Origin of the sequence: Lentzea sp. NPDC051213, from assembly GCF_044455585.1 — a bacterium.
GTDB lineage: Bacteria > Actinomycetota > Actinomycetes > Mycobacteriales > Pseudonocardiaceae > Lentzea.
On the sequence record NZ_JBITEX010000003.1, the window covers coordinates 616,169 to 637,007 of the forward strand.

Below are 20,839 nucleotides of genomic sequence, written 5' to 3' on the forward strand. Positions count from 1 at the left end.
CATGACCGCTACGCCGTCAGCTCACACCAGACGACCTTCTGACCATCGCGTTCGGCGACGCCCCAGCGGGATCCGAGCTGGGCGACGAGCAGGAGTCCCCAGCTGCCGGCCCGCGGCGCCGGGTGGGCGTCGTCGTCGACGACCTCGACCAGCACCTGCCCCTCACCGCCGAGGATGCGCACGAGCGGACGCCCGCTGCCGTGGCAGACGGCGTTGGTGGCGAGTTCGCTGACGACCTGCACGACGTCCTCGTGGTTGCCGCGGTAGGCACAGGTGACGGTGGCGCGGCGAGCGAAGTCGCGGGCGAGTGCCACGCCGCCACGCCGGTCCTCGTCAGGGAGGGAGAACACGGCTTCGGTGAGCGAACTCGTGGCCACTGAATCACAGTGCAGCAGCGACGTGGATCGGTGCAGACGCAGGTGACTCAGGCCGTCTGGTGCAGTTGCATCAGTCGAGCAGGCCCTCGCGCCGGGCGATGGACACCGCCTCGAGCTTCGACCGCGCACCCAGCTTGTCCAGCACGCGCTGCACGTGGTTGCGTGCGGTGTTGCGGGCGACGCCGAGCCGCGTCGAGATCTGGTCGGTGCCCGCGCCGTCCGCGAGCAGCAGCAACGTCTCCTGCTCGCGCGCGGTCAGCGTGGCACCGGTGAGCTTGACCCGTCCGGTCAGCCGGTCCAGCACGCCGGCCAGCAGCTTCGGATCGAACACCGACTCGCCGGCCGCGACCTTGAGGACCGCGTCGACCAGCTCGTCGAGGCGCGCCGACTTGAGGATCAGCCCGGCACCACCGGTCTCGGCGACGCGGGCGGCGATCGACGCGGTCGCCTCGCCGGTCAGCACCAGCACCCTGGCGCCACCCGCGACGAGTTCCGGGATCAGCGCGGTGCCGTCGCCGTCAGGAAGCCTGCGGTCGAGGAGGACGACATCGGGCTCGCCACGGCGACTCTCCACGAGCGCCGCCGCGACGGTGGCCGCGCGGGCGATCACCTCGATCCCGGCACGTTCCAGCGCCAGCCCGATCGCCTCGGCCACCATGTCGTGGTCCTCCACGAGAACCACTCTGGTCATACCGATCAGCCTACGGCGTACACGAAGTTCTGCGACTTGCCGACCACAAATGGCCGCACCACGTCGAACACCTCTTCGTGCTGCTCGCGCACGTGCAGCCGGGGTGAGATCAACTTGAGCAGGTGGGTGGCGTCGATCTTCAGGGCACCGCCGAGCGGGACCAGGCCGAGGAAGATCGGCACGCTCGAGTTCGCGGCCGTTTCCCGGACGCGGTGCAGCACGTCCAGCGGCAGGTCGTTCAGCAGGACGTTGTCGCCCTGGTAGGTGTGCGGCGGCAGCGGGGCGCCGACGGCCTGCCCGAACGGCTTGGCGCTGAGCTCGTCGGTCAGCCTCGGCGCCACGCGGAGGTGGTCGACGCTGAACGGGCGGGTGCTCGCGTACGTCAGCCGCACGATGTCGTGGCCGGGGAAGGAAATGGTGGTGAGCGACGTCGTAACGTGGTCCGGCAGGTCCCACCTGTGGAACGCGTCGAACACAGCTTCCGCGTGCCGGGCGTCGAAATGCATCTCGCCGCTGTGCACCTGGCCGACCTCGAGGAGCTCGAACTCCAGCGCGGTGACGACATCCCCGACCTTCTCCGTGGTGCGGACGCGGTCCTTCGCGAAGCCGAACTCGCGGGCCAGCACGCTGTAGCCGCCGCCGAGCGTGTAGCCGACGACGCCGACGTCCGACGCGTCACCGCTGAGCGGGGCGAGACCGTGTGGCGCGGCCTTGTCGATGACCTGCTGCCAGACCGCGCCCGCCCCGGCCCTCGCGATTCTGGTGACCGGGTCGACGTGGACCTCGTTCATGCGCCTGGTGGAGATGAGGACGCCGGTGGCCGGGGTGGTGAGGCCGTGGCCGGTGGCCTGAACGGTGTGGTCCAGGCCGTGGGTTTCGGCGTACCGCAGGGCTTCTTCGACGTCCTGCGCGCTCTCCACCGCGAAGATCACCTGCGGCTCGTGCTTCAGGCTGGTCTGGAAGCCGCTGCGTTCGTCGTCGTAACCGGAGTCGCCGGGGTGGAAGATCTGCATGCCTTCAGCCTGGTCTTGCTGCGGTTATAAGTCCAAGATCTGGTTCTGCTGCTGGCTATAATCGTTGGTTATGGAGCTTCGCCAGCTGGAGTACTTTGTCGCGGTCGCCGAGGAGGCCTCGTTCACACGGGCGGCGGAACGGGTCCACGTCGCGCAACCCGGTGTGAGCGCGCAGATCCGGCGACTCGAGCGGGAGCTCGGGCACGACCTGCTGGACCGGTCGGGGCGCACGGTAACGCTGACCGACGTGGGCGCGGCGGTGCTGCCGTTGGCGCGGGCGGCGCTGGCCTCGGTGGAGTCGGCCAGGCGGACCGTGGAGGAGCTGGCCGGACTTGTGCGCGGCGTCGTGCGCGTCGGCATGGTGGTGTCGTGCGGGATCATGGACCTGCCCGAGCTGCTGTCGGCGTTTCACTCTTCGCATCCCGATGTGGAGATCACGCTGGTGGAGGCCAACTCCGACTCGCTGGTGTCCTCCCTTGTGGACGGTCAGCTGGACTTCGCCCTGGTCGGGTATTCCGGCGACGTGCCTGCCGGGCTGTCGGTCCGGGTGCTGGCCGACGAACCGCTCGTGGCCGCGGTCGCCGCTCCGGATCCTTGGTGTGACAGGGAATCCGTCACGGTGGAGGAGCTGCTCACGCGCGGGTTGATCAGCCTGCCGCCCGGTACCGGCCTGCGCGGGGCGCTGGACGCGGCCTGTGGCACGCGGCGGCCGCGGATCGCCTTCGAGGCGTCCGCGCCACCGATGGTGATCACGCTGGCGCAGCGCGGGCTCGGTCCCGCGATCCTGGCCGAGTCGATGACCGCCGGCCTGCACGCGGTGCGGATCACCGACCCGTCACCGCGGAGCAGGCTGTCGTTCGCGTGGCGGACCGATGCCCCGCACAGCCCGGCCGCGCGGGCGCTGATCCGGCTCGCGGAAAACCACGTGACAGCGAATCGGTAGCTCTGTCACGATCATGAGCATGTTCCTGACGGCTGAGCACAACACGTTCGCAGGTGTTCCTGCGGGCGCGCTCGCCGTTGCCTCGGCACAGCTGGCCGGCGCCCGACTCTGACCCTTCTCCAGTCCATCCTTCAGGACCGCTGGAGGAGGGTTGTAGCGGTTCATCGGTTCTGAACCTCCAGCTGTTATTCCGAGGATTAGGGCAATGAAGCAAGAGTTCGTGCGCGCCAAGCCGCACCTCAACATCGGCACCATGGGGCACGTCGACCACGGCAAGACCACGCTGACCGCCGCGATCACCAAGGTGCTGTCGGAGATGGACCCCTCCGGCACCACCTACACGGCGTTCGACCGCATCGACCGCGCGCCGGAAGAGGCGGCCCGAGGCATCACCATCAACATCGCGCACGTCGAGTACGAGACGCCCACGCGTCACTACGCGCACGTCGACATGCCCGGCCACGCCGACTACGTGAAGAACATGATCACGGGGGCGGCGCAGCTGGACGGTGCGATCCTGGTGGTGTCCGCCGAGGACGGCACGATGCCGCAGACGCGTGAGCACGTGGTGCTGGCGCACCGCGTGGGCGTGCCGTACGTGGTGGTGGCGCTGAACAAGGCCGACGCGGTGAGCGACCCGGAGCTGCTCGACCTGGTGGAGCTGGAGATCCGCGACCTGCTGTCCAGGTACGGCTTCGACGGCGACGCCACGCCGGTGGTCCGGGTGTCCGGCCTGCGCGCGCTGCAGGGCGACCCGGAGTGGACCGCGTCGGTGGTGTCGTTGCTGGAGGCCGTGGACACGCACGTTCCGGTGCCGTCGCGTGACCTGGACGGCCCGTTCCTGATGCCGATCGAGAACGTCATGACCATCACCGGTCGCGGCACCGTCGTGACCGGCGCGGTGGAGCGCGGCGTGCTCGGCCTCGGCGACACGGTCGAGGTGCTCGGTCTCGGTTCGGCCGTGACGTCCGTCGCCACCGGCATCGAGACGTTCGGCAAGCCCATGCAGCAGGCCCAGGCGGGAGACAACGCCGCGGTGCTGCTGCGGGGCGTGAAGCGCGGCGAGGTCCGGCGCGGCCAGGTCCTGGCCCTGCCGGGCAGCGTGGCGCCGCACACCCGGTTCCGCGCGAAGGTGTACCTGCTCTCGCACGCCGAGGGCGGCCGGCACACCGGAATCGCGTCGAACTACCGCCCGCAGTTCCACTTCCGCACCGGCGACGTCGTCGGAGTGGTGGAGCTCGACAGGACGCTGGCCATGCCAGGTGACACCGTCGAGGTCACGGTGGAGCTGGGCAAGGCGGTGGCGATGGACACCGGGCTCGGTTTCGCGATTCGCGAGGGCGGCAAGACCGTGGGTGCCGGCACGGTCGGCGAGATCCTCGCTTAGGGCGGCGGTGACGACCCGAGAAGGTGGTCGCGCTGCCTTGGAGAGCGCGGCGGGACGGCTTGTCCCGCCGCGCTTTCGTCATGCCACTAGCTGTTCTCGCAGATACGCGTTGTCGTGGGTTGCGATCGAGCGGGTCAGGTAGAGCTCGTCGAGCGGCCGGACGAGCATGAGCAGTTCGCGGGCCGCCTTGGTGGGCAAGGTGAGCAGAGCACAGCGCAGAATCGCGCGGTTCCAGTCCGGTTCCTCGTACTCACAACAGGGACAGAGCCCGTAGTCGAAGTCGTTGCCGGCGATCGCACGGATCGGTCCGTGCACGAACCTGGTCCAGGCGGCGAGTGCCCGGGCGATCGCGCCGGGGTGGAAGTGGGTGCGTTCGAACGTGGCGATGGCACGTGAGGTGGGTGCGGAAACCCCGGCTACTCGGGGAATCGGCCGTCCGGGCGTTCGCTGCCGCAGCGGCAGACGGGCGCGGACCTGATCCGGGCGCCTACGCGGCATGGCCCTTTCTGGTCGTCATGGCAACGACCCTAGCCCGACCTGTCACCCACCGGCTTCGATTCGGGCGAACCGCGCTGCCGCAGGTGCACGCTGAGAATCGCCATCGAGGCGATGGCGAGGAACTCCGACTGCCAGTTCTGCAACGAGCGGTTCCAGAAGTCCGCGCTCAGGAAGTACCCGCCCAGGCTGGTCTGCTCCGCCAGCGGATCAGCGTTGTTGGCGTACCAGCCCGCGATCCACTGCATCGTCCACGAGAACAGGAACAACGAGAGCATCGCCAGGCCGAGCGAGTTCTCGTACAGCCAGTGATGTGTGCGCTTCGGCCGCAGACCGGCGTCCTCCACGCGCTTCGACTCCGGTGAGCCGCGCTCGACCAGCCAGACGGTGGCGGTGACGTACAGGAAGAACTGCAGGTACTCCGACTGCCAGTTCTCCACGACGTCGACCAGGAAGTCGGCGGAGAACAAGTACGAACCGAGGGACAGCAACGGCTGACCCAACGCGGCCTGACGCTCGTTGTAGTCGGCATGCCCGGCGAAGAACTGGCCCACCAGCGCCGCGAGGAAGAGCCCACCGAAGACGAGCGTCAGGCTGTGCTCGCGCAGGAATCTCCTCATAGGACCGAATTCCCTGCGCACACCAGGAACTAAACATCGATCAACGGCACGACTTCCTTCGCCCAGAACTCGAAGAACTCCCGCTGGGACGGCCCGATCTGCTGCACGTAGACCTCGTCGAACCCGGCCTCGGCGAACTCCTTGATCTTCTCCGCGTACGGCTCCGGATCGGGCCCGCACGGGATCGATTCGCGGATCATGTCCGGGGTGACGAGCGATGAGGCCTGTTCGAAGTGGCGCGGGGTCGGCAGCACCTGGGCGAGCTCGCCCGGCAGGCCGTCGTTGGGCCACAGGCGATGCGCCGTCGCGACGGCGTCCTCTTCGGACTCCGCGTAGCAGACCTTCAGCCCGCTCTGCGCCGGGCCGCGGCCGCCTGCCGAGCGGTACTGCCGCACCAGGTCCTTGGCCGGACCGACGCAGATGTACCCGTCGCCGGACCGGGCCGCCAGCCGGACCGCCTTGGGGCCGAACGCGGACACGTAGATCGGCACCGGCCGTTCGGGCAGGGTGTAGATGCGGGCGTTCTCGACGGTGTAGTGCTTGCCGTGGTGGGTGACCTCGACGCCCTCGTGCAGCGTGCGGATGAGGCCGATCGCCTCCTCGAGCATCTCGAGCCGTACGTCGGCGGACGGCCAGTGCGTGCCGAGCACGTGTTCGTTCAACGCCTCGCCGCTGCCCACGCCGAGCACGAAGCGGCCTTCGCACTGGACGGCCGCCGTGGCCGCGGCCTGGGCGATCACCGCCGGGTGGATGCGGACGGTCGGGCACGTCACGGCTGTGGTGATCGGCAGGGAAACCCTCTCGGACAACGCGCCGATCGTGCCCCAGACGAAGGGCGACTGGCCCTGCTCGTCGTTCCACGGGTGGTAGTGGTCGGAGATCCACAGCGCCTCGAAGCCGTGCTCGTCGGCCATGTGCGCGTTGCGGATCAGGTCGCGCGGTCCGTGTTCTTCCGAGGAAAGGAAAAAGCCCAGCTTCACGGCAGCAACTCCTGGATCTTGGTCTGCAGGCCGCGGCGCAGCACGCCCCACGCGTCGGGATCGCCGCGCAGCACCGCCTCGGTCATGTCCTTGATCTGGTCGAACGTCGCGTGCGGCGGGATCGGCGGCACGTTCGGGTCGCAGCACACGTCGAGGACCACGGCGCCGGGCGACGCCAGAGCCGTCTCCCACGCCGGCCCCAGCTGGTCGGGCGAGTCGACCTCGATGCCCTGCAGGCCGATCGAGCGCGCGTACGCCGCGTACGACACGTCCGGCAGCTTCTGCGAGGGCTCGAACTTCGGCGCGCCGCCCATCGCGCGCAGCTCCCACGTGACCTGGTTCAGGTCGTTGTTGTGGAACACGCAGATCACGCAACGGATGTTGTACTGCCGCAACGTGAGCAACTCCGCCATGCCGTTCATCTGCATCGCGCCGTCGCCGACCAGCGCGATCAACGGGCGGTCGCCGTGCGCGAACGCGGCCCCGAGCGCGTACGGAACAGCGCACCCCATCGTGGCGAGAGTTCCGCTCAACGAAGACCGCACACCACCCCGGATGCGCAGCAGCCGCGCGTACCAGTTCGTCGCGGAACCCGAGTCGGCGGTGACGATCGCGTTGGCGGGCAGGCGTTTCGACAGCTCGGAGACGATCCGCATCGGGTTGACCGGGTCGGCGGGTACGAGCGCCTGCCGCTCCACGACCTCCCACCAGCGTTCGACGTTGCCCTCCACGGTGGACCGCCACGAGCGGTCGCTCTTGCGCTCCAGCAGCGGGATCAGCGCGCGCAACGTCTCCCGCGCGTCACCGACGAGGTTGACCTCCGTCGGGTAGCGCATGCCGATCGCACGGCCGTCGACGTCGATCTGCACGCCGCGCGCGGCACCGAACTTCGGCAGGAACTGCGAGTACGGGAAGTTCGAGCCGACGATCAGCAACCGGTCGCAGTCCCGCATCAGCTCGTACGAGGGCCGGGTGCCCAGCAGGCCGATCGACCCGGTCACGAACGGCAGGTCGTCGGGCAGCACGTCCTTTCCCAGCAACGCTTTCGCCACACCGGCACCAAGAAGATCAGCGACCTCGACCACTTCCGCGGCGGCGTCACGCGCGCCCTGGCCGATCAGGATCGCCACCCGGGAACCGGTGTTCAGCACCTCGGCCGCCCGCCGCACCTCGTCGTCCGCCGGGACGACGCGGGAGGACGGGCGCGACGGCGGGCTCGACGGGATGTACTTGAACTCGTGCTTGGGCGGCTCGTACTCCTGCTCCTGCACGTCGTTGGGGATGATCAGCACGGCCGGCGCGCGATCGGCCGCCGCCGTGCGCATCGCCCGGTCCAGCGCGTTCGGCAGCTGCGCCGGCACGTTCACGTCGACCAGGTAGGAGGCGACATCGCGGAACAACGAGTGCAGGTCGACTTCCTGCTGGTAGCTGCCGCCCTGCGCGGTGCGCGCGGTCTGGCCGACGATCGCGACGACCGGGACGTGGTCGAGCTTCGCGTCGTACAGGCCGTTCAGCAGGTGGATCGCGCCAGGTCCGGAGGTCGCGAGGCACACGCCCACGTCGGAGCTGAACTTCGCGTAGCCGACGGCGGCGAACGCGGCCATCTCCTCGTGCCGCGTCTGCACGAACTTCGGGTCGTTGTCCGCGTTGCCGAACGCCGCCACGATTCCGTTGATGCCGTCGCCGGGGTACGCGAAGACCTGCCGCACACCCCAGTCGCGCAACCGCTCCACGATGAAGTCGCCGACGGTCACGACGCGCTCCCTTCCAGCACGTACACCGTGTAGGCGGAGCGGATGATCGGCTGGGCGACGTTGCGCACCCGCACCCCGCCCGGCGTCATGCCCTGCTCGGTACCGAAGTGCGCGTGCCCGTGCACCGCGAGATCGGTGCCGGTGGCGTCGATGGCCTCGCCGAGCAGGTAGGAGCCGAGGAACGGGTAGATCTCCGGCGGCTCACCGCGCAACGTGTCCGGCACCGGCGCGTAGTGCGTCAGCGCGACCTTCACATCAGTGTCCAGTTCGGACAGTGCGCTCTCCAGCGACAGCGCGATGTCGCACGTGTGCTGGATGAACGCCTTCATCTCCCGCTCACCGAACGCGCTTCCGCACTTGCCGGCGAACCCGCCGCCGAACCCCTTCACACCCGCGATGCCGATCGAACAGCCGTGCGCGCGATGGGTGAACGTCGTGCCTTCCAGCACATGAATACCCTTGTCCTCCAGGGTCTTCGTGACCTCGAGGGGCTTGTCGTCGTGGTGGTCGTGGTTGCCGAGCACGGCGACGACCGGCACCGGGAGGTCTGCGAACTCGTCGGCGACGACGGCTGCCTCGGCGACCGTGCCGTGCCGGGTCAGGTCACCGGCCAGGAGCAGGATGTCGGCGTGCTCGCCGACCTTCTCCAGCGCGGGACGGAGATGACCGCGCATGTCCTCGCCGAGATGGATGTCCCCGACCGCGGCGACGCGGATCATCGCAGGTCCTCCTCACCGTCGGGCTCGCCCACCGGGGTGACCCGGACGTCGTTGAAGATCGTGAGCTCAGGCGCGGCCTCGTGCAGGACCTCTTCCAGGGCCGCACGGCGGTTCTCGCAGGCGACCTGGCCGGACAGCATCACGTGATCACCTCGCACGGTGACCCGGACGCCGAGTTCGGCGGTCCGCGGGTCCTCGGCCACCGCCCTACGCAGATTTGCTGCCAGGTACTGCTCGGAACTCATGGCCCCTCCCGATGATGTCCAGTCGTTCGATGAGCACCAGGAACGCCTCGGCGTACGGCGAGTGCTTGGTCTCCTCGCGCACGTGTTCCCAGTCGATCTGCTCGCGCAGCGCACGCGCGAACGGCAGCAGCTCGCTGAAGTCGCAGCGGTGCCCGTCCAGCACGAGCAGTTTGCTGATCAGCACGAACGTCGCGGGCATGACCGGCAGCATCACCGAACCGACCGGCATCTCCTCGGCCATCGCCAGGATCTCGTCGGTGACAACGCGTTCGTTCGGCCGGAACAGCAGGTCCACCAGCGAGTCGCCGTCGTAGACCTTGAGCAGCCAGTCCTCCGGGGGTTCCGCGGCACGCAGTCCGCGCGCCACGAGCACCCGCACGGCTTCGGCCGCGTCCTGCTCGCGCACGAGAAGATCGACGTCGTGCTCACTCGCCGGGCCACCACGCGCGTAGCCCGCGCATCCGCCCGTCAACGCGAACGGGATCTCCGCGCTGCGCAGGGCGTTGGCGACCTTGGTCAACGTACGCAGCAGCTCGTCCTGCACGTCGCTCATGCGCCACTGGTTACCCCGCGACGAGAGCCGTGAACCTCACGCCGGATCAGTGGCCAGCCGCGCGTGGCGTTCGGTGTCGAAGCGCTCGCCGTCGTAGAGGAGCCTGGCGCGTTCGAGGCCCTCGGCCACGAACCCCGCGCCGACCGCCACGCGACAGGAGGCCGGGTTGTCCACCCGGTGCGCGAGCTCCAGGCGGAACAGGCCGAGCTCGGTGAACGCCCACTCGCTGATCTCCCGGCAGGCACGCGTGGCCAGGCCCTTGCCGCGCGACTCCTCCCTCATCCAGTAGGAGATCCAGCCGGTGAGGTGACGGCGATCCACACTCGACACCGCGATGTTGCCGACCGGCGCGCCGCCGGCCAGGACGGCGAAGGAGTACGCCGTGTCCTCGGCCCGCCGCAGCGCCATCAGCTCGATCCAGTCCGCGGCGGCGTCGAGCGAGTCGAGGACGGAGGCGAACTGGCGGTCCATCATCGGCTCGCCGGCCGCGGCCAGCACGATCGGTGCGTCGTCCGGCCGCCACGGCCTCAGCAGGTTGTCCACCTGTCCACCCTGTCAACTACCCAGCCCTGAAGGGCTGGGCTTGCGTTCTCCGTGCCGCCACTGGGTGTGGCGTGCGGGCCACATCTACCTGTTGCCAGACAACAGGATCGGGCACGTTGACGTGTACCCACGCCGACCGTGCGCGATCTCTCACGTTCACAGCGGCGACGACATCGGCGGGTCCAGCGAGACCACACCGGCGACACAGAAAGGAGTCCCTTGTGGGACGGTTGGAGCGTTCGGTATGGCGACATCGTGGACACATCTGCGACGTGTAGCGCGCGTCCACTTCCAGCAACGGGACACCGGCCCGCCTCGCCTTGTAGGCGATGTGCGTGCCGAGCTGGCGGAAGGGCCAGGTGGTGAGGGTGGCTCGCTGGTGCCGGTGGAGCCGTACCCGATCGCGAATGCCGTCGAGCTGTTCGAGGGCGATTCCGCGGCCGGTGCGTTCGGCAACAGCCACAACCTGTTTGCTGATCTTGTGGTTCACGTGCGTCGCGTGACGGGCCTCCATACGGGCCCGGCGCTTGAGCCGACGGGTCGCGGACTTCGTGTTCTTCGCCTGGAGCTCGGCGCGTTTGCGGGCGTGCCAGCGGCGATACCGCGACAACCGGCGGCCCTGGTAGTTGTCGCCGTCGCTGGTAGTGGCGAGGTTGACGATGCCCCGGTCCACACCTATCCAGTCCACCGGCTCGAACCGTTCCCGCTCGGGAATCTCGCAGGTGGCGAGCAGGAACCAGGTGCCGTTCTCGCACACCAGGTCGGACTCGCCCCGCCGGTGCTCACGCATCGTCTTGAGCTGGCCGGGGTGGCCGGTGAACGGGATACCCCTCAGCCGACCATACACCGTCCAGATCGACACGGTCCGCGCGTCATGCTGCCAGGACAGACAGCGGTCATCGAACGGCTGCGCCGCCGCCGGGCGGAACCCGATCGGTGTCGACTCCGCCTTGGCCTTGCGTTTCCCGGCCAAGTTTCCCGCGCGGATGTTCGCGCGCAGCGTGGTGTGAGCATCCACCACCTTCTTGATCACGTGCTGGGCCACCTGCGCGCCCAAGCCACATGCTTTCAACTCGCCGTAGGTGTGCCTGCGCAACGCGTATTCACGAAACACCTGCTGGTCGAACGCCACCTGCTACACCCAGTCCGCGGCGCAATTGCAGGCGCGCAGGGTCGCCGCCAACGCCGCCGCCTGCGCGACGGTCGGCAGCAGCTTCACCCGTACCACCAGCTTCACAACCACGATGATACCGAACACATGTGCGAACCAACCCGGCTGGGGAGCGATCAGCGCATTCCTCCGGGCCATGAACGACCGGGTTCCAGAGACATGACATCTGCTGAAGATGGTGGACCGACTGCAACTCAGATCAGGCCTGAGACGTCATAGGGTCAGCCAATCCTCAGGAGCGCAGATGGTGATCTTCGGCTGGCGTACGACGATCCAGCAGCTGATGATGCTGACCTTGACGTGCGGGCACTGCCACCACCAGGCCGCGCACAGCCTGGTCAAGCGGTACACGAAGCCCACGATCTTCTTCATCCCGCTGTTCACGATCAGCCGCAAGTACGGGCTGCAGTGCACGTTCTGCGGCGTCGCCTACGACATCAGCACCGTGCACGCGAGGCAGCTCGGCGCTCACGTCTGAGCGCAGGCGGCACAACCGGGCGCGTCCTCGTCGGTGGTGACGCGCCCGCACTCCGGGCAGATCAGTTCGAGCAGGCAGGCCGGTTCAGCCTCAGGGACACGAGCGACGTCCACGTCCAGCCGATCGTCGCGACCACGTAGAGCAGCACCGTTCCGGAGGGGTTGCCGAGGAACGCCATCGGCACCACCAGGAGCACGCCGGTCAGGGCGCTCACCACCGCCAGCCATCCTCCGAGCCTACGCGCGAAGACGAAGCAGGCCCCGATCCAGCCGATCATCGCGAGCCCGAACGCGACCGCGTGCAGCAGGCCGTGCCACGACAACGACGTGGGCGGGGCGTCGGGTGTACCGACGGGAAAGCCCAAGGCAGGATCGGCGACGAACACCCCGCCGAGGATCATCCCCACACCCATCAGGCCGATCAGCCGCGCTCCCCACTTCGAGAACCGCGCCATGCCCGTGGCTGCGATGACGAACAGCGCGCCGCTGACGATGAAGTTCGCGATCTGGATCCAGCCGAGCGAACCGAGGCTGAGCATGCTGAACGGGTGGCGTGAGAGGTCGAAGCCCTCGCGGGTGAACGCCTGGGCGTACCCGACGACGAGGTAGAGCGGGCCGGCGACGACGCCACAGGCGATGCGGGACATGGGTTCCTCCTCAGTTGTCGATGGCGAGAACGGAACCACCGACAACTTTTTTTGTCAAGACTAGAAGCACTGTCTTGACGAATAGACTCGTCGGCGCCAGGATGGGAGCATGCAACGCCGGGAGGAGACCTGATGGGCCACGCGTTCGAAAGCACCGACGAGATCGAGACACCCGCGTCCGTCGAGGACGTCTGGGAGGCCATCGCGACCGGGCCTGGCATCGACTCGTGGTTCATGGGCCGCAACGAGGTGGCGAACGGCCAGGTCAAGCTCGCGTTCGGCGGCTACGAGCCGACCTCGAGCATCACCGCGTGGGACCCGCCGCTGCACTTCGCGCACGACAGCGGCAAGGCGCCGGACGGCCGGTTCATCGCCTACGAGTTCCTCGTCGAGGGCCGCGAGCACAGCAGCACCGTGCTGCGGATGGTGACGAGCGGCTTCCTGCCCGGCGACGACTGGGCCGACGAGTTCGAGGCGATGACGCTGGGCGGCGCGCTGTTCCGGCGCACGCTGGCCGAGTACCTGGGCCACTTCGCCGGCCGCACGGCCCGGCCGCTCACGGTCTTCGGCCCGATGGTCGACGACTGGGACGCGGCGTGGAAGAAGCTCGAAGCGGCACTGCCCGAGGTCCTGCCGGGCGCCGTCGAGTACCACCGCAACGCCCACACCCTCGGTCTGCGCACCGAACGGGGCATGTACCGCTTCATGCGCGGGTTCTTCGGCCCGATGATCGCCGCGCACCACGTCTTCGACGGCGACGAGTCCGAACAGGACTGGCAGCGCTGGCTCGACATCACCCTGGGAGAGACGAAATGACGCGCTTCACGACCTCTGCCGACGGCACCGAGATCGCGTACTCGATCACCGGTTCCGGCCCCGCGCTGATCCTCGTGGACGGCGCGCTCTGCCACCGGAAGTTCGGCCCGACGACCGAGCTGGCGTCCGTGCTGGACAAGAACTTCACCGTCTACACCTACGACCGGCGCGGCCGCGGCGAGACCGGCGACGGCGCCACGCCGTGGGCCCTGGAGCGCGAGGTCGAGGACATCGACGCGGTGATCAAGGAGGCCGGCGGCTCCGCGTTCGTCTTCGGCGTGTCCTCGGGCGCGGTCCTGGCGATGGAGGCGGCCTCCCGGCTGCCGGGCATCACCCGGCTCGCGCTCTACGAGGCACCGTTCGTCGTGGACGGCACGTACAAGCCGCGCCCGGCCGACGTCGTGCAGACGATGGACGGCCTGCTCGCCCGCGGTGACAGGTCCGGGATGCTGGCCCTGTTCATGAAGATCGTCGGCGCGCCCGCCATCGGCACCGCGATCATGAAGCTGACCCCGGTGTGGAAGAAGCTGAAGCTGGTCGCGCACACGCTGCCGTGGGATCTCCGCATCCTCGGTTCCGACGGCCGCGGCGAGCCGTTGCCGGCCGATCGCTGGACCGTGAAGGTGCCGACGCTCGCGATGGACGGCGGCAAGTCGCCCGAGTACCTCCGCAACGCCATGAAGAACGTCGCGGAGGTGCTGGGCCCGGACACCGAGTACCGGACGCTGCCCGGTCAGACGCACATGTACAAGTCGTCGGTCATGGCGCCGGAGCTGGTGGAGTTCTTCTCGCGAGCCCAGCGCACCGCGGGTCCCATCGCGTAGCCGGCCACGACGAACAGCCCGCCGACCAAGGCCCAGCCGAGCGCACCCCAGCCGAGCACGACGGTGGTGAGCAGGGCAGGGCCGACCATGCGGGCGACCGCCGTGCCGGTCGCGAAGAACCCCTGGTACTGGCCCTGCCGGTCGGCGGGCGCGAGGGTGAAGCTGATCTCCCACGCGCCGGAGGCGAGCATCATCTCGCCGAGCACCTGCAACGCGGCGGCGGCGATCAGCAACGCCGCCGCCGGCCACGCTCCGAAGCTGAACGCCGTGGCCGCGAAGACCGCGCACGAGGCGAGCATGATCAGCCCGGCGTGCCTGACGAGCCTGGACGCCTGGCCAAGACCGTTGGCGCGCTTGGCGATCCGCACCTGGAACAGCACGACGGCCGCGGTGTTGAGCACCAGCAGCGCGGCCGCCATCCACGTCGGCGCCTCGGTGCGCTGCACGATCCACAGCGGGATGATCAAGCTCAGCAACGGCATGTAGAGCAGCATCACCGCGTTGATCAGCGTGATCAGCGCGTACGGGCGGTCCTTGAGCACGTCGAACCTGCCCTTGGCCCTGGTCATCACGGTCTCCGGCAACGTGGCGAGAATCGTCGCCGCCGCAAGGAAACTGACGACGTCGAGCACGAACACGGCCGTGTAGGCGGCCTCGGTGCCGAGATGCAGCGCGAACCCGCCCGCCGCCGCGCCGATCGCGATGCCCGCGTTGGCCGTGGACTGGATCCGGGCGCGGGCTCCGGTGCGTTCCTCCGGCGTGGTCAGGCCGGCGAGCAGGGCCTGCCTGGACGCCTGGAGTCCGCTCTGGAAGCTCGCGTACAGGCACATGACCACCACGAACGCCGCGAAGTGCCGGGTGAACAGCAGGATCGCGATGCTCGCCGCGGTGGCGAGGGCGAGCACGACGGCCGTGGTGCGTGGCCCGATCCGGTCCGCGAGGTGCCCCAGCGCGACACCCGCGACGGCTCCGACGCCCCACGCCAGGGTCAGCGCCAGCCCGACCCTCGCCGCACTGAGGCCGACGACCTGGGTGAAGTAGAGGGCCGAGACGACGAGGAACCCGCCGTCCCCGATGGAGTTCGTCAGCTGCGCGTACGCGAGTCGCCTGGTCATGACTCTGACCGTAGGGCGACGATTGGCCCTAGTCGTGGGACAAGACCGGGCTGTTTCTCTGGGCCAATTTGGCACCGGCCCAGGAGACCAGGTACGCCAGCGCGCCGAAGATCACCGCGACGGACACGCAGGTCAGGGCCACGTCGCCGTAGCCGTGCTGGCGCGGGTCGAGGAACGGGTACGGGTACCAGTCCACGATCGGGCCCCTGACCAGCGTGTAGATCAGGTAGGCGAGCGGGAAGGCCAGCCAGGTCCATACCCGCGTGGTCCGCTCCGGCCGCAGCAGCCACTCCACGATCACGAGGATCGGCACGACGACGTGCAGCACCCAGTTCGCGTAGGCCGGTGTCTGCACGTCGACGTCCCGCAGCAGCACCGCGTACACAATGCCCGTCGTGGCCATGTAGAGCACGGAAGCACCTCTGAGCTGCGCCGACACCGGGCTGAACACTCCCAGGAGGGCCACGAAAGCGGCGATCACGTTCGACAGCACGGTGAAGTAGCTGAAGTGGTTGACCAGACGGAACTTCTCCCCCAGCACAACAACCAGGTACACCTCTGCCGAAAGAACCAGCAGAAACACGGCCATCCGGAGCAGTTTGATCACGAGGGCATTAGAGCGCGGTTCCGTCAGGGGTGCATCCGGGCGCCCTTGAAGATCTTGTCGACGGCGTTCTTCTGGCCGTGGACGGCGATCCCGACCAGATCGAGGTCCTGCGTGTGGACCTTGCGGACGGCCGCCCGGTTGTCGGTGTCGTTGCCGGTGGCGAAGAGGTCCGCGGTGAAGATCGCCATCACCTGGTTGCGGTTGAGGGCGCGCTCGTGGGCCTTGGTGAGCAGGTCCTTGTCGCCCTGCAGGACCACGACGGGCTGGCGGAACATCGGCAGGTATTTGACGTCGTCAGCGTCCACATAGGGCTCGCCGCGCAGCTCTTCCGGCAGCCCGCTGACGAGGAAGGCGGTGACGTTCAGGGCCTGCCAGCCGGCCAGGTCGTCCCGCAGCAACACAGCGATCTTGGTGTCGAACATGGACTCACGATCGCGGCAGCTCCTCCCCATCGTCTTGTACGTTTCTGACATGAGCGTCACGGCCTGGAAGCCGGACGTGGACGGCATCAAGGAAGTCTTCCACGCCTCCTTCACCACGCACGTCTACCCAGCGCACACGCACGACGCGTGGACGTTGATGCTGCTCGACACGGGTGCGGTGCGCTACGAGCTCGACCGTCACGAGCACGGCGCTCTCGTGGACGGCGTCACGCTGTTGCCACCGCACGTGCCGCACGACGGGCGATCCGCCTACCCGACCGGCTTCCACAAGCGCGTGCTGTACCTGGACGGCGACGTGCTGCCCGCCGACCTGATCGGCAAGGCCGTCGACACGCCGATGCTGGTCGATCCCCTGTTGCGGCAGCGGGTGCACCAGCTGCACCTCGCGCTGGAGGAGCCGCTCGAGGCGTCGAGCCGGCTGGCGCTGATCACCGAACGCCTCACGCACCACTTCGCGGGCACGTCACCGCAGGCGTGGGCGGATCCGACGCTCGCGGACCGGCTGCGGCAGTTGCTGGACGCCTCGCTGCCTGACGGGATCACGCTTGCCGAGGCCGCCACGGAGTTGCAGACCAGCCAGACGCACCTCGTGCGGGCGTTCAGCCGGAGGTTCGGGTTGCCGCCGCACCGCTACCTGACCGGCCGCCGAGTGGATCTCGCGCGCGGGTATCTGGTGGAAGGGCGGCCGGCGGCGGAGGCGGCGGTCCTGGCCGGGTTCCACGACCAGTCACACCTCACGCGGCACTTTCGCCGGGTGCTGGGTACGAGTCCCGGCCGCTTCGTACGCTGACACCGTGCACGTCGGCATTCTCGGCCCGGTAGAGGCGCACTCCCCGGACGGCAAGATCGCGGTGGGCGGCCCTCGGCCGCGCACCCTGCTCGCGTTGCTCGCGATCCGGGTGGGCGAGATCGTCCCGCTCGACCGGCTCGTCGACGAGCTCTACGGCCTGGAACCGCCCGCCGACGCCGCCAACGCCCTGCAGGGCCAGGTGTCGCGGTTGCGCCGGGCGCTCGGGGACGCGGCGCTGATCGAGTTCCACCCCGCCGGCTACCGGCTTGCGCTGGCGCCGGACCAGGTCGACGCGCAGAGGTTCGTCTCGCTGGCCACTGCGGGTCAGCAGGCGTTGGAGCAGGGTGATCCGCAGGCAGCGGAATCCCTTCTGGCCGAAGCACTTCAGCTGTGGCGCGGGCCCGCGCTCGCGGACGTCGACCTCGCCGATCACGCGACTCGCCTCTCCCAGCAACGATCCGCGGCGACCGGCGCGCTGATCGCCGCGCGGATCCGGTTGAACAAGGCCGACGTGCAGGAGATCCAGGACCTGGTCCAGCAGCACCCGCTGGACGAACGGCTGCGCGGCTACCTCATGCAGGCGCTGAACCAGCAGGGCCGCCAGGCCGAGGCGTTGCAGGCGTTCGAGGACGCCCGCCGGATGCTGGCCGACGAGCTCGGCACGGACCCGTCGGCCGAACTGCGGGCCGTCCACCTGCAGATCCTGCGCGGGCAGACCCACCGCGAGCTCCCGGCGCAGATCACCACATTCGTTGGCAGGCAGGACGAACTGCGCCGAATCGCGTCCCTGACCTCACGGCTGGTCACGCTCACCGGCCCCGGCGGCGCGGGCAAGACCAGGCTCGCGCTGCAGGCCGCTTCCCCGGCCGCGGTCTTCGTGGACCTGGCCCCGGCCAAGGACGTCGGGGCGGCCACGCTGCAGGCGTTGGGGCTCAAGGAAACCGTGCTGCCACCGGAAGAACGCCTCACCCTGGCGCTGCGCGAACGCGACGGGGTGCTGATCCTGGACAACTGCGAGCACCTGATCGTGCAGGCCGCCGCGCTGGCCCAGCACCTGCTCAGCACGTGCCCGCGGCTGCGCATCCTCGCCACGAGCCGGGAGGCGCTCGGCATCACCGGCGAGACCCTGTGCCCGGTGCCGCCGCTGAACCCCGAGCAGAGCGTGGCGCTGTTCACCGACCGCGCCCGCCTGGTCAACCCCGCCTTCGTGCCGGACGAGCACACGGCAGCGATCTGCCGCGATCTGGACGGGCTGCCGCTGGCGATCGAGCTCGCCGCGGCACGCACCCGCACGCTGACCACGCAGGAGATCGCCGACCGGCTGAACGACCGATTCCGCTTGCTCACCAAGGGAAATCGCGCCGCCGCGCCACGGCACCAGACGTTGCGCGCCGTCGTGGAGTGGAGCTGGGACCTGCTCGACGACGACGAACGCGACCTGGCCGCCGCGCTCGCCACGTTCAGCGGCGGGGCGAGTTTGGAAGCCGTGGAACAGGTCTGCCGGCACGACCTCGAAGTGCTGGAAGCGTTGGTGGACAAGTCTTTGGTGGAAGCCGCCGACGGCCGCTACCGCATGCTGGAGACCATCCGCGAGTTCTGCGCCGAGCACAAGCGCGTCGACGCAGAGCACGCCGCCTACTTCGGTGAACTGGCGCAGCGCGCGGATCCTGAGCTGCGCCGGCGACACCAGCTGGAGTGGTTCAGCCGGTTGAGCGCGGAGCACGCCAACCTGTTGCAGGCCGTCGAGTGGACCAGCACGCACGCACCGGACCAGGCTCTGCGGCTGATCAGCGACCTGGCCTGGTACTGGTACGTGAAGGGCAGCCGCACCGAGATCCAGGCCACCGCCGAGAGACTCCTCGCCGCGGTCGAGGAACAGGACACCGAGGGGTACGCGATCCTGCTGGTCCTGGCCGACTCCGAGCACGCGCTGAACACCCTCCTGCGGGTCGAAGGCCCTGTCCGGCAACCGTTCCTGCTCATCGCGTGGGCCATGCTCGCCGGCCCGCCGGATCCCGGCGCACCGCGCATCCCGCTCCAGGACGAGGTCGAGCAGAGCGAGGACCCGTGGATCCAGGGACTGATCGGCTTCAGCAACGCCTACACCGACTGGGCCACCCACGGCGACCGCCCGCGCGCGATGGAGATCTCTCGCGCGGCGTTGAAGAAGTTCCAGGACCTGGGCGAACGCTGGGGCGCCGCCCAGGTGCTGGACATCCTGGCGAACCTCACCGAGGACCCGCACGAAGCCCTCGCGCTCACCGACGAGGCCCTGCGCGCCATGACCGAGCTCGACGCGAACGAGGAGCTGGCCGAGCTGCGGGGCAGGCGCGCCGACCGGTTGCTCGACCTCGACCAGGACGAGGCCGAGCGCGACTACCTCCAGGCGCTGGAGCTGGCGACTCAGGCAGGTCTCTCGGCCACGCGGGCGTTGGCGAACGCCGGGCTCGCCGAGATCGCCAAGCGCAAGGGAGACCTGGCGACGGCGGAACGGCTTCTGCGCGAGGCGCAACGGGAACTCGGGAGCGGATGGATGCACGTGCCGGCCAAGCAGCACGTCGAGGCCGCACTCACCGCGCTGGAACGTACTCGGGAAGCTTGATGGCCGTTGCCCGTTGCATGTCGACGCGCGCGAACATCGGCATCTTGGGCAGCAGCCCGAACATCCTGTCCCGCGCCCACAACCCGAGCCGCGTGCTGGGCGCCAGGAACCGTCCCGTGTTGCCCTGGCAGCCGTGCGCATACGGTCCGATCAAGGCCTCGTACCGCGCGAACGCGTCTCCGCCGGCCGCCATCTCCCCCGCCAGCACGTAGGAACTGACCACGGCGACCCCGGTTCCCATGCCTCCCAGCGTGGAGCCGTACCCGGCGTCACCGATCAGCGTGACCCGCCCGGAACTCACCGCCGGCATCCGCACCCGGCTGATCGAGTCGAAGTAGACGTCCGGAGCGGTCAGCGCGTCGGTCATCAGCTCAGGCGGTACCGAGGACTTGAACATCAACCACCCAGGCGCGGCCACATATCCCGGCGCGCACACCATGTCGCGGTCATCGCCGTCCGCGTCCCAGATCGCGAAGTAGTAGCCCTGGAACGTCGGCCGGTACTCCGGGAACACCAGCCGCCGCACCGCGGACCGCATTCCGTCCGCCCCGATGACGAAGTCGAACCGCCGCGGCTGCCCGTGCGCGAACGTCACGTCCACACCGGCGCCGTCGTCGTGCAGCGACGTGATCCAGTCGCCGAACACGTATTCCGCATCAGCCGCGCTGTGCTCGTACAGCAGCCGCGACAGGTCACCGCGCCGGATCTCCACCTCGCCGGCCGTAAACCACGCCGGCAACCGTGACCGGACCCGTCCGTCAAGACCGCGGAACACCATGTCCCGCGGCGAGGTCTGCGCCTCGAACACCGCGTCCAGCACGCCCATGTGCCGGAGCACCGACAGGTGCGCCTCGCCGCGGAAGTCCACGGCCTGGCCGCCAGGCCGCAGGGCCGGCGCCCGTTCGACCACGACCGGTGAGAAGCCGAAGCGCGCCAGCCAGTAGGCGAGCGCGGGCCCGGCGATGCCTGCTCCCGAGATCAGTACGTCCATGCCAGGAAGGCAACGCCGGCCCGCTGACCGAACGCC

Annotated in this window: 24 protein-coding genes; 7 read left to right on the forward strand and 17 right to left on the reverse strand. The window is 69.0% G+C overall.

Translation table 11 applies throughout. The annotated features are described in order from the left end of the window. Positions 1-8 precede the first annotated feature (8 nt). The 3 genes from ACIA8G_RS15955 to ACIA8G_RS15965 form a co-directional block, all read right to left on the reverse strand. A complete protein-coding gene (locus tag ACIA8G_RS15955; protein ID WP_396419206.1) occupies positions 9-377 on the reverse strand; it encodes an ATP-binding protein in 369 nt (122 codons plus the stop codon). A 70-nt stretch (positions 378-447) separates the two neighbouring features. Then, on the reverse strand, positions 448-1,068 hold the full coding sequence (locus ACIA8G_RS15960; protein ID WP_396419207.1) for a response regulator: 621 nt from the start codon (positions 1,066-1,068) through the stop codon (positions 448-450). Positions 1,069-1,073: 5 nt separating this feature from the next. Next, complete coding sequence (locus ACIA8G_RS15965; RefSeq protein ID WP_396419208.1) at positions 1,074-2,081, reverse strand: FAD-binding oxidoreductase; 1,008 nt, start codon at positions 2,079-2,081, stop codon at positions 1,074-1,076. A gap of 70 nt (positions 2,082-2,151) precedes the next feature. Here ACIA8G_RS15965 and ACIA8G_RS15970 point away from each other — a divergent pair, with 70 nt between their 5' ends. Next, positions 2,152-3,024, forward strand: coding sequence for a LysR family transcriptional regulator (locus ACIA8G_RS15970; RefSeq protein WP_396419209.1), 873 nt, complete (start codon positions 2,152-2,154; stop codon positions 3,022-3,024). 205 nt (positions 3,025-3,229) lie between these two features. Next, positions 3,230-4,411, forward strand: a complete 1,182-nt coding sequence (gene tuf, locus ACIA8G_RS15975; protein WP_396419211.1) for an elongation factor Tu — start codon at positions 3,230-3,232, stop codon at positions 4,409-4,411. 78 nt (positions 4,412-4,489) lie between these two features. On the opposite strand, the gene ACIA8G_RS15980 is transcribed toward tuf, so the two are convergent. Genes ACIA8G_RS15980 through ACIA8G_RS16020 form a run of 9 tightly spaced genes read right to left on the reverse strand, consistent with a single transcriptional unit; the run spans position 4,490 to position 11,452 of the window. Then, positions 4,490-4,909, reverse strand: coding sequence for a hypothetical protein (locus tag ACIA8G_RS15980; protein ID WP_396419212.1), 420 nt, complete (start codon positions 4,907-4,909; stop codon positions 4,490-4,492). A 29-nt stretch (positions 4,910-4,938) separates the two neighbouring features. Then, positions 4,939-5,526, reverse strand: coding sequence for a DUF6766 family protein (locus ACIA8G_RS15985; RefSeq protein ID WP_396419213.1), 588 nt, complete (start codon positions 5,524-5,526; stop codon positions 4,939-4,941). Positions 5,527-5,555: 29 nt separating this feature from the next. Then, positions 5,556-6,506, reverse strand: a complete 951-nt coding sequence (locus ACIA8G_RS15990; RefSeq protein ID WP_396419214.1) for a TIGR03557 family F420-dependent LLM class oxidoreductase — start codon at positions 6,504-6,506, stop codon at positions 5,556-5,558. Continuing rightward, a complete protein-coding gene (locus tag ACIA8G_RS15995) occupies positions 6,503-8,260 on the reverse strand; it encodes a thiamine pyrophosphate-requiring protein (RefSeq protein WP_396419215.1) in 1,758 nt (585 codons plus the stop codon). The genes ACIA8G_RS15990 and ACIA8G_RS15995 overlap by 4 nt, the downstream gene beginning before the upstream one ends. Beyond that, on the reverse strand, positions 8,257-8,979 hold the full coding sequence (locus ACIA8G_RS16000; RefSeq protein ID WP_396419216.1) for a metallophosphoesterase: 723 nt from the start codon (positions 8,977-8,979) through the stop codon (positions 8,257-8,259). The genes ACIA8G_RS15995 and ACIA8G_RS16000 overlap by 4 nt, the downstream gene beginning before the upstream one ends. Next, the gene (locus ACIA8G_RS16005; protein WP_396419217.1) at positions 8,976-9,224 is read right to left on the reverse strand and encodes a BON domain-containing protein; all 249 of its coding nucleotides are present in this window, start codon (positions 9,222-9,224) and stop codon (positions 8,976-8,978) included. The genes ACIA8G_RS16000 and ACIA8G_RS16005 overlap by 4 nt, the downstream gene beginning before the upstream one ends. Continuing rightward, positions 9,187-9,777 carry a nucleotidyltransferase family protein gene (locus ACIA8G_RS16010; protein WP_396419218.1) on the reverse strand — a complete coding sequence of 197 codons (591 nt, stop codon included), beginning with the start codon at positions 9,775-9,777 and terminating at the stop codon, positions 9,187-9,189. The genes ACIA8G_RS16005 and ACIA8G_RS16010 overlap by 38 nt, the downstream gene beginning before the upstream one ends. Positions 9,778-9,813: 36 nt before the next feature. After that, on the reverse strand, positions 9,814-10,320 hold the full coding sequence (locus ACIA8G_RS16015) for a GNAT family N-acetyltransferase (RefSeq protein WP_396419219.1): 507 nt from the start codon (positions 10,318-10,320) through the stop codon (positions 9,814-9,816). A 16-nt stretch (positions 10,321-10,336) separates the two neighbouring features. Beyond that, positions 10,337-11,452, reverse strand: coding sequence for an RNA-guided endonuclease InsQ/TnpB family protein (locus ACIA8G_RS16020; protein WP_396419220.1), 1,116 nt, complete (start codon positions 11,450-11,452; stop codon positions 10,337-10,339). Between the two features lie 283 nt (positions 11,453-11,735). On the opposite strand from ACIA8G_RS16020, the gene ACIA8G_RS16025 reads away from it, so the two are divergent. Continuing rightward, complete coding sequence (locus ACIA8G_RS16025) at positions 11,736-11,969, forward strand: zinc-ribbon domain-containing protein (protein ID WP_396419221.1); 234 nt, start codon at positions 11,736-11,738, stop codon at positions 11,967-11,969. 61 nt (positions 11,970-12,030) lie between these two features. On the opposite strand, the gene ACIA8G_RS16030 is transcribed toward ACIA8G_RS16025, so the two are convergent. Further along, positions 12,031-12,615: a DUF998 domain-containing protein gene (locus ACIA8G_RS16030; protein ID WP_396419222.1), complete on the reverse strand. Its 585-nt coding sequence runs from the start codon at positions 12,613-12,615 to the stop codon at positions 12,031-12,033. Between the two features lie 132 nt (positions 12,616-12,747). On the opposite strand from ACIA8G_RS16030, the gene ACIA8G_RS16035 reads away from it, so the two are divergent. Together ACIA8G_RS16035 and ACIA8G_RS16040 are read left to right on the forward strand one after the other, a co-directional pair. After that, on the forward strand, positions 12,748-13,431 hold the full coding sequence (locus tag ACIA8G_RS16035) for an SRPBCC domain-containing protein (RefSeq protein ID WP_396419223.1): 684 nt from the start codon (positions 12,748-12,750) through the stop codon (positions 13,429-13,431). After that, positions 13,428-14,255, forward strand: a complete 828-nt coding sequence (locus ACIA8G_RS16040; protein WP_396419224.1) for an alpha/beta fold hydrolase — start codon at positions 13,428-13,430, stop codon at positions 14,253-14,255. The genes ACIA8G_RS16035 and ACIA8G_RS16040 overlap by 4 nt, the downstream gene beginning before the upstream one ends. Here the strand turns inward: ACIA8G_RS16040 and ACIA8G_RS16045 are convergent. The 3 genes from ACIA8G_RS16045 to ACIA8G_RS16055 are packed head-to-tail and all read right to left on the reverse strand — an operon-like array spanning position 14,165 to position 16,399. After that, the gene (locus ACIA8G_RS16045; RefSeq protein ID WP_396419225.1) at positions 14,165-15,370 is read right to left on the reverse strand and encodes an MFS transporter; all 1,206 of its coding nucleotides are present in this window, start codon (positions 15,368-15,370) and stop codon (positions 14,165-14,167) included. The two genes, ACIA8G_RS16040 and ACIA8G_RS16045, sit on opposite strands and share 91 nt — an antisense overlap. Before the next feature lie 28 nt (positions 15,371-15,398). Then, positions 15,399-15,977, reverse strand: a complete 579-nt coding sequence (locus ACIA8G_RS16050) for a Pr6Pr family membrane protein (protein ID WP_396419227.1) — start codon at positions 15,975-15,977, stop codon at positions 15,399-15,401. Positions 15,978-16,000: 23 nt separating this feature from the next. After that, positions 16,001-16,399, reverse strand: a complete 399-nt coding sequence (locus ACIA8G_RS16055; protein ID WP_396419228.1) for a DUF2000 family protein — start codon at positions 16,397-16,399, stop codon at positions 16,001-16,003. A 49-nt stretch (positions 16,400-16,448) separates the two neighbouring features. Here ACIA8G_RS16055 and ACIA8G_RS16060 point away from each other — a divergent pair, with 49 nt between their 5' ends. Together ACIA8G_RS16060 and ACIA8G_RS16065 are read left to right on the forward strand one after the other, a co-directional pair. Then, positions 16,449-17,210 carry a helix-turn-helix domain-containing protein gene (locus tag ACIA8G_RS16060; RefSeq protein WP_396419229.1) on the forward strand — a complete coding sequence of 254 codons (762 nt, stop codon included), beginning with the start codon at positions 16,449-16,451 and terminating at the stop codon, positions 17,208-17,210. A 4-nt stretch (positions 17,211-17,214) separates the two neighbouring features. Continuing rightward, positions 17,215-19,812 carry a BTAD domain-containing putative transcriptional regulator gene (locus ACIA8G_RS16065; protein ID WP_396419231.1) on the forward strand — a complete coding sequence of 866 codons (2,598 nt, stop codon included), beginning with the start codon at positions 17,215-17,217 and terminating at the stop codon, positions 19,810-19,812. Here ACIA8G_RS16065 and ACIA8G_RS16070 read toward each other — a convergent pair. Further along, positions 19,781-20,803, reverse strand: coding sequence for an FAD-dependent monooxygenase (locus ACIA8G_RS16070; RefSeq protein WP_396419233.1), 1,023 nt, complete (start codon positions 20,801-20,803; stop codon positions 19,781-19,783). The genes ACIA8G_RS16065 and ACIA8G_RS16070 overlap by 32 nt on opposite strands. Positions 20,804-20,839 lie beyond the last annotated feature (36 nt).

Excerpts from the sequence above, each read along its gene's own strand:
- ACIA8G_RS15960 (WP_396419207.1), bottom strand. The coding sequence starts at position 1,068 with ATGACCAGAGTGGTTCTCGTGGAGGACCACGACATGGTGGCCGAGGCG.
- ACIA8G_RS15965 (WP_396419208.1), bottom strand. The coding sequence starts at position 2,081 with ATGCAGATCTTCCACCCCGGCGACTCCGGTTACGACGACGAACGCAGC.
- ACIA8G_RS15970 (WP_396419209.1), top strand. The coding sequence starts at position 2,152 with ATGGAGCTTCGCCAGCTGGAGTACTTTGTCGCGGTCGCCGAGGAGGCC.
- tuf (WP_396419211.1), top strand. The coding sequence starts at position 3,230 with ATGAAGCAAGAGTTCGTGCGCGCCAAGCCGCACCTCAACATCGGCACC.
- ACIA8G_RS15980 (WP_396419212.1), bottom strand. The coding sequence starts at position 4,909 with ATGCCGCGTAGGCGCCCGGATCAGGTCCGCGCCCGTCTGCCGCTGCGG.
- ACIA8G_RS15985 (WP_396419213.1), bottom strand. The coding sequence starts at position 5,526 with ATGAGGAGATTCCTGCGCGAGCACAGCCTGACGCTCGTCTTCGGTGGG.
- ACIA8G_RS16000 (WP_396419216.1), bottom strand. The coding sequence starts at position 8,979 with ATGATCCGCGTCGCCGCGGTCGGGGACATCCATCTCGGCGAGGACATG.
- ACIA8G_RS16005 (WP_396419217.1), bottom strand. The coding sequence starts at position 9,224 with ATGAGTTCCGAGCAGTACCTGGCAGCAAATCTGCGTAGGGCGGTGGCC.
- ACIA8G_RS16010 (WP_396419218.1), bottom strand. The coding sequence starts at position 9,777 with ATGAGCGACGTGCAGGACGAGCTGCTGCGTACGTTGACCAAGGTCGCC.
- ACIA8G_RS16025 (WP_396419221.1), top strand. The coding sequence starts at position 11,736 with ATGGTGATCTTCGGCTGGCGTACGACGATCCAGCAGCTGATGATGCTG.
- ACIA8G_RS16030 (WP_396419222.1), bottom strand. The coding sequence starts at position 12,615 with ATGTCCCGCATCGCCTGTGGCGTCGTCGCCGGCCCGCTCTACCTCGTC.
- ACIA8G_RS16035 (WP_396419223.1), top strand. The coding sequence starts at position 12,748 with ATGGGCCACGCGTTCGAAAGCACCGACGAGATCGAGACACCCGCGTCC.
- ACIA8G_RS16040 (WP_396419224.1), top strand. The coding sequence starts at position 13,428 with ATGACGCGCTTCACGACCTCTGCCGACGGCACCGAGATCGCGTACTCG.
- ACIA8G_RS16045 (WP_396419225.1), bottom strand. The coding sequence starts at position 15,370 with ATGACCAGGCGACTCGCGTACGCGCAGCTGACGAACTCCATCGGGGAC.
- ACIA8G_RS16055 (WP_396419228.1), bottom strand. The coding sequence starts at position 16,399 with ATGTTCGACACCAAGATCGCTGTGTTGCTGCGGGACGACCTGGCCGGC.
- ACIA8G_RS16060 (WP_396419229.1), top strand. The coding sequence starts at position 16,449 with ATGAGCGTCACGGCCTGGAAGCCGGACGTGGACGGCATCAAGGAAGTC.
- ACIA8G_RS16070 (WP_396419233.1), bottom strand. The coding sequence starts at position 20,803 with ATGGACGTACTGATCTCGGGAGCAGGCATCGCCGGGCCCGCGCTCGCC.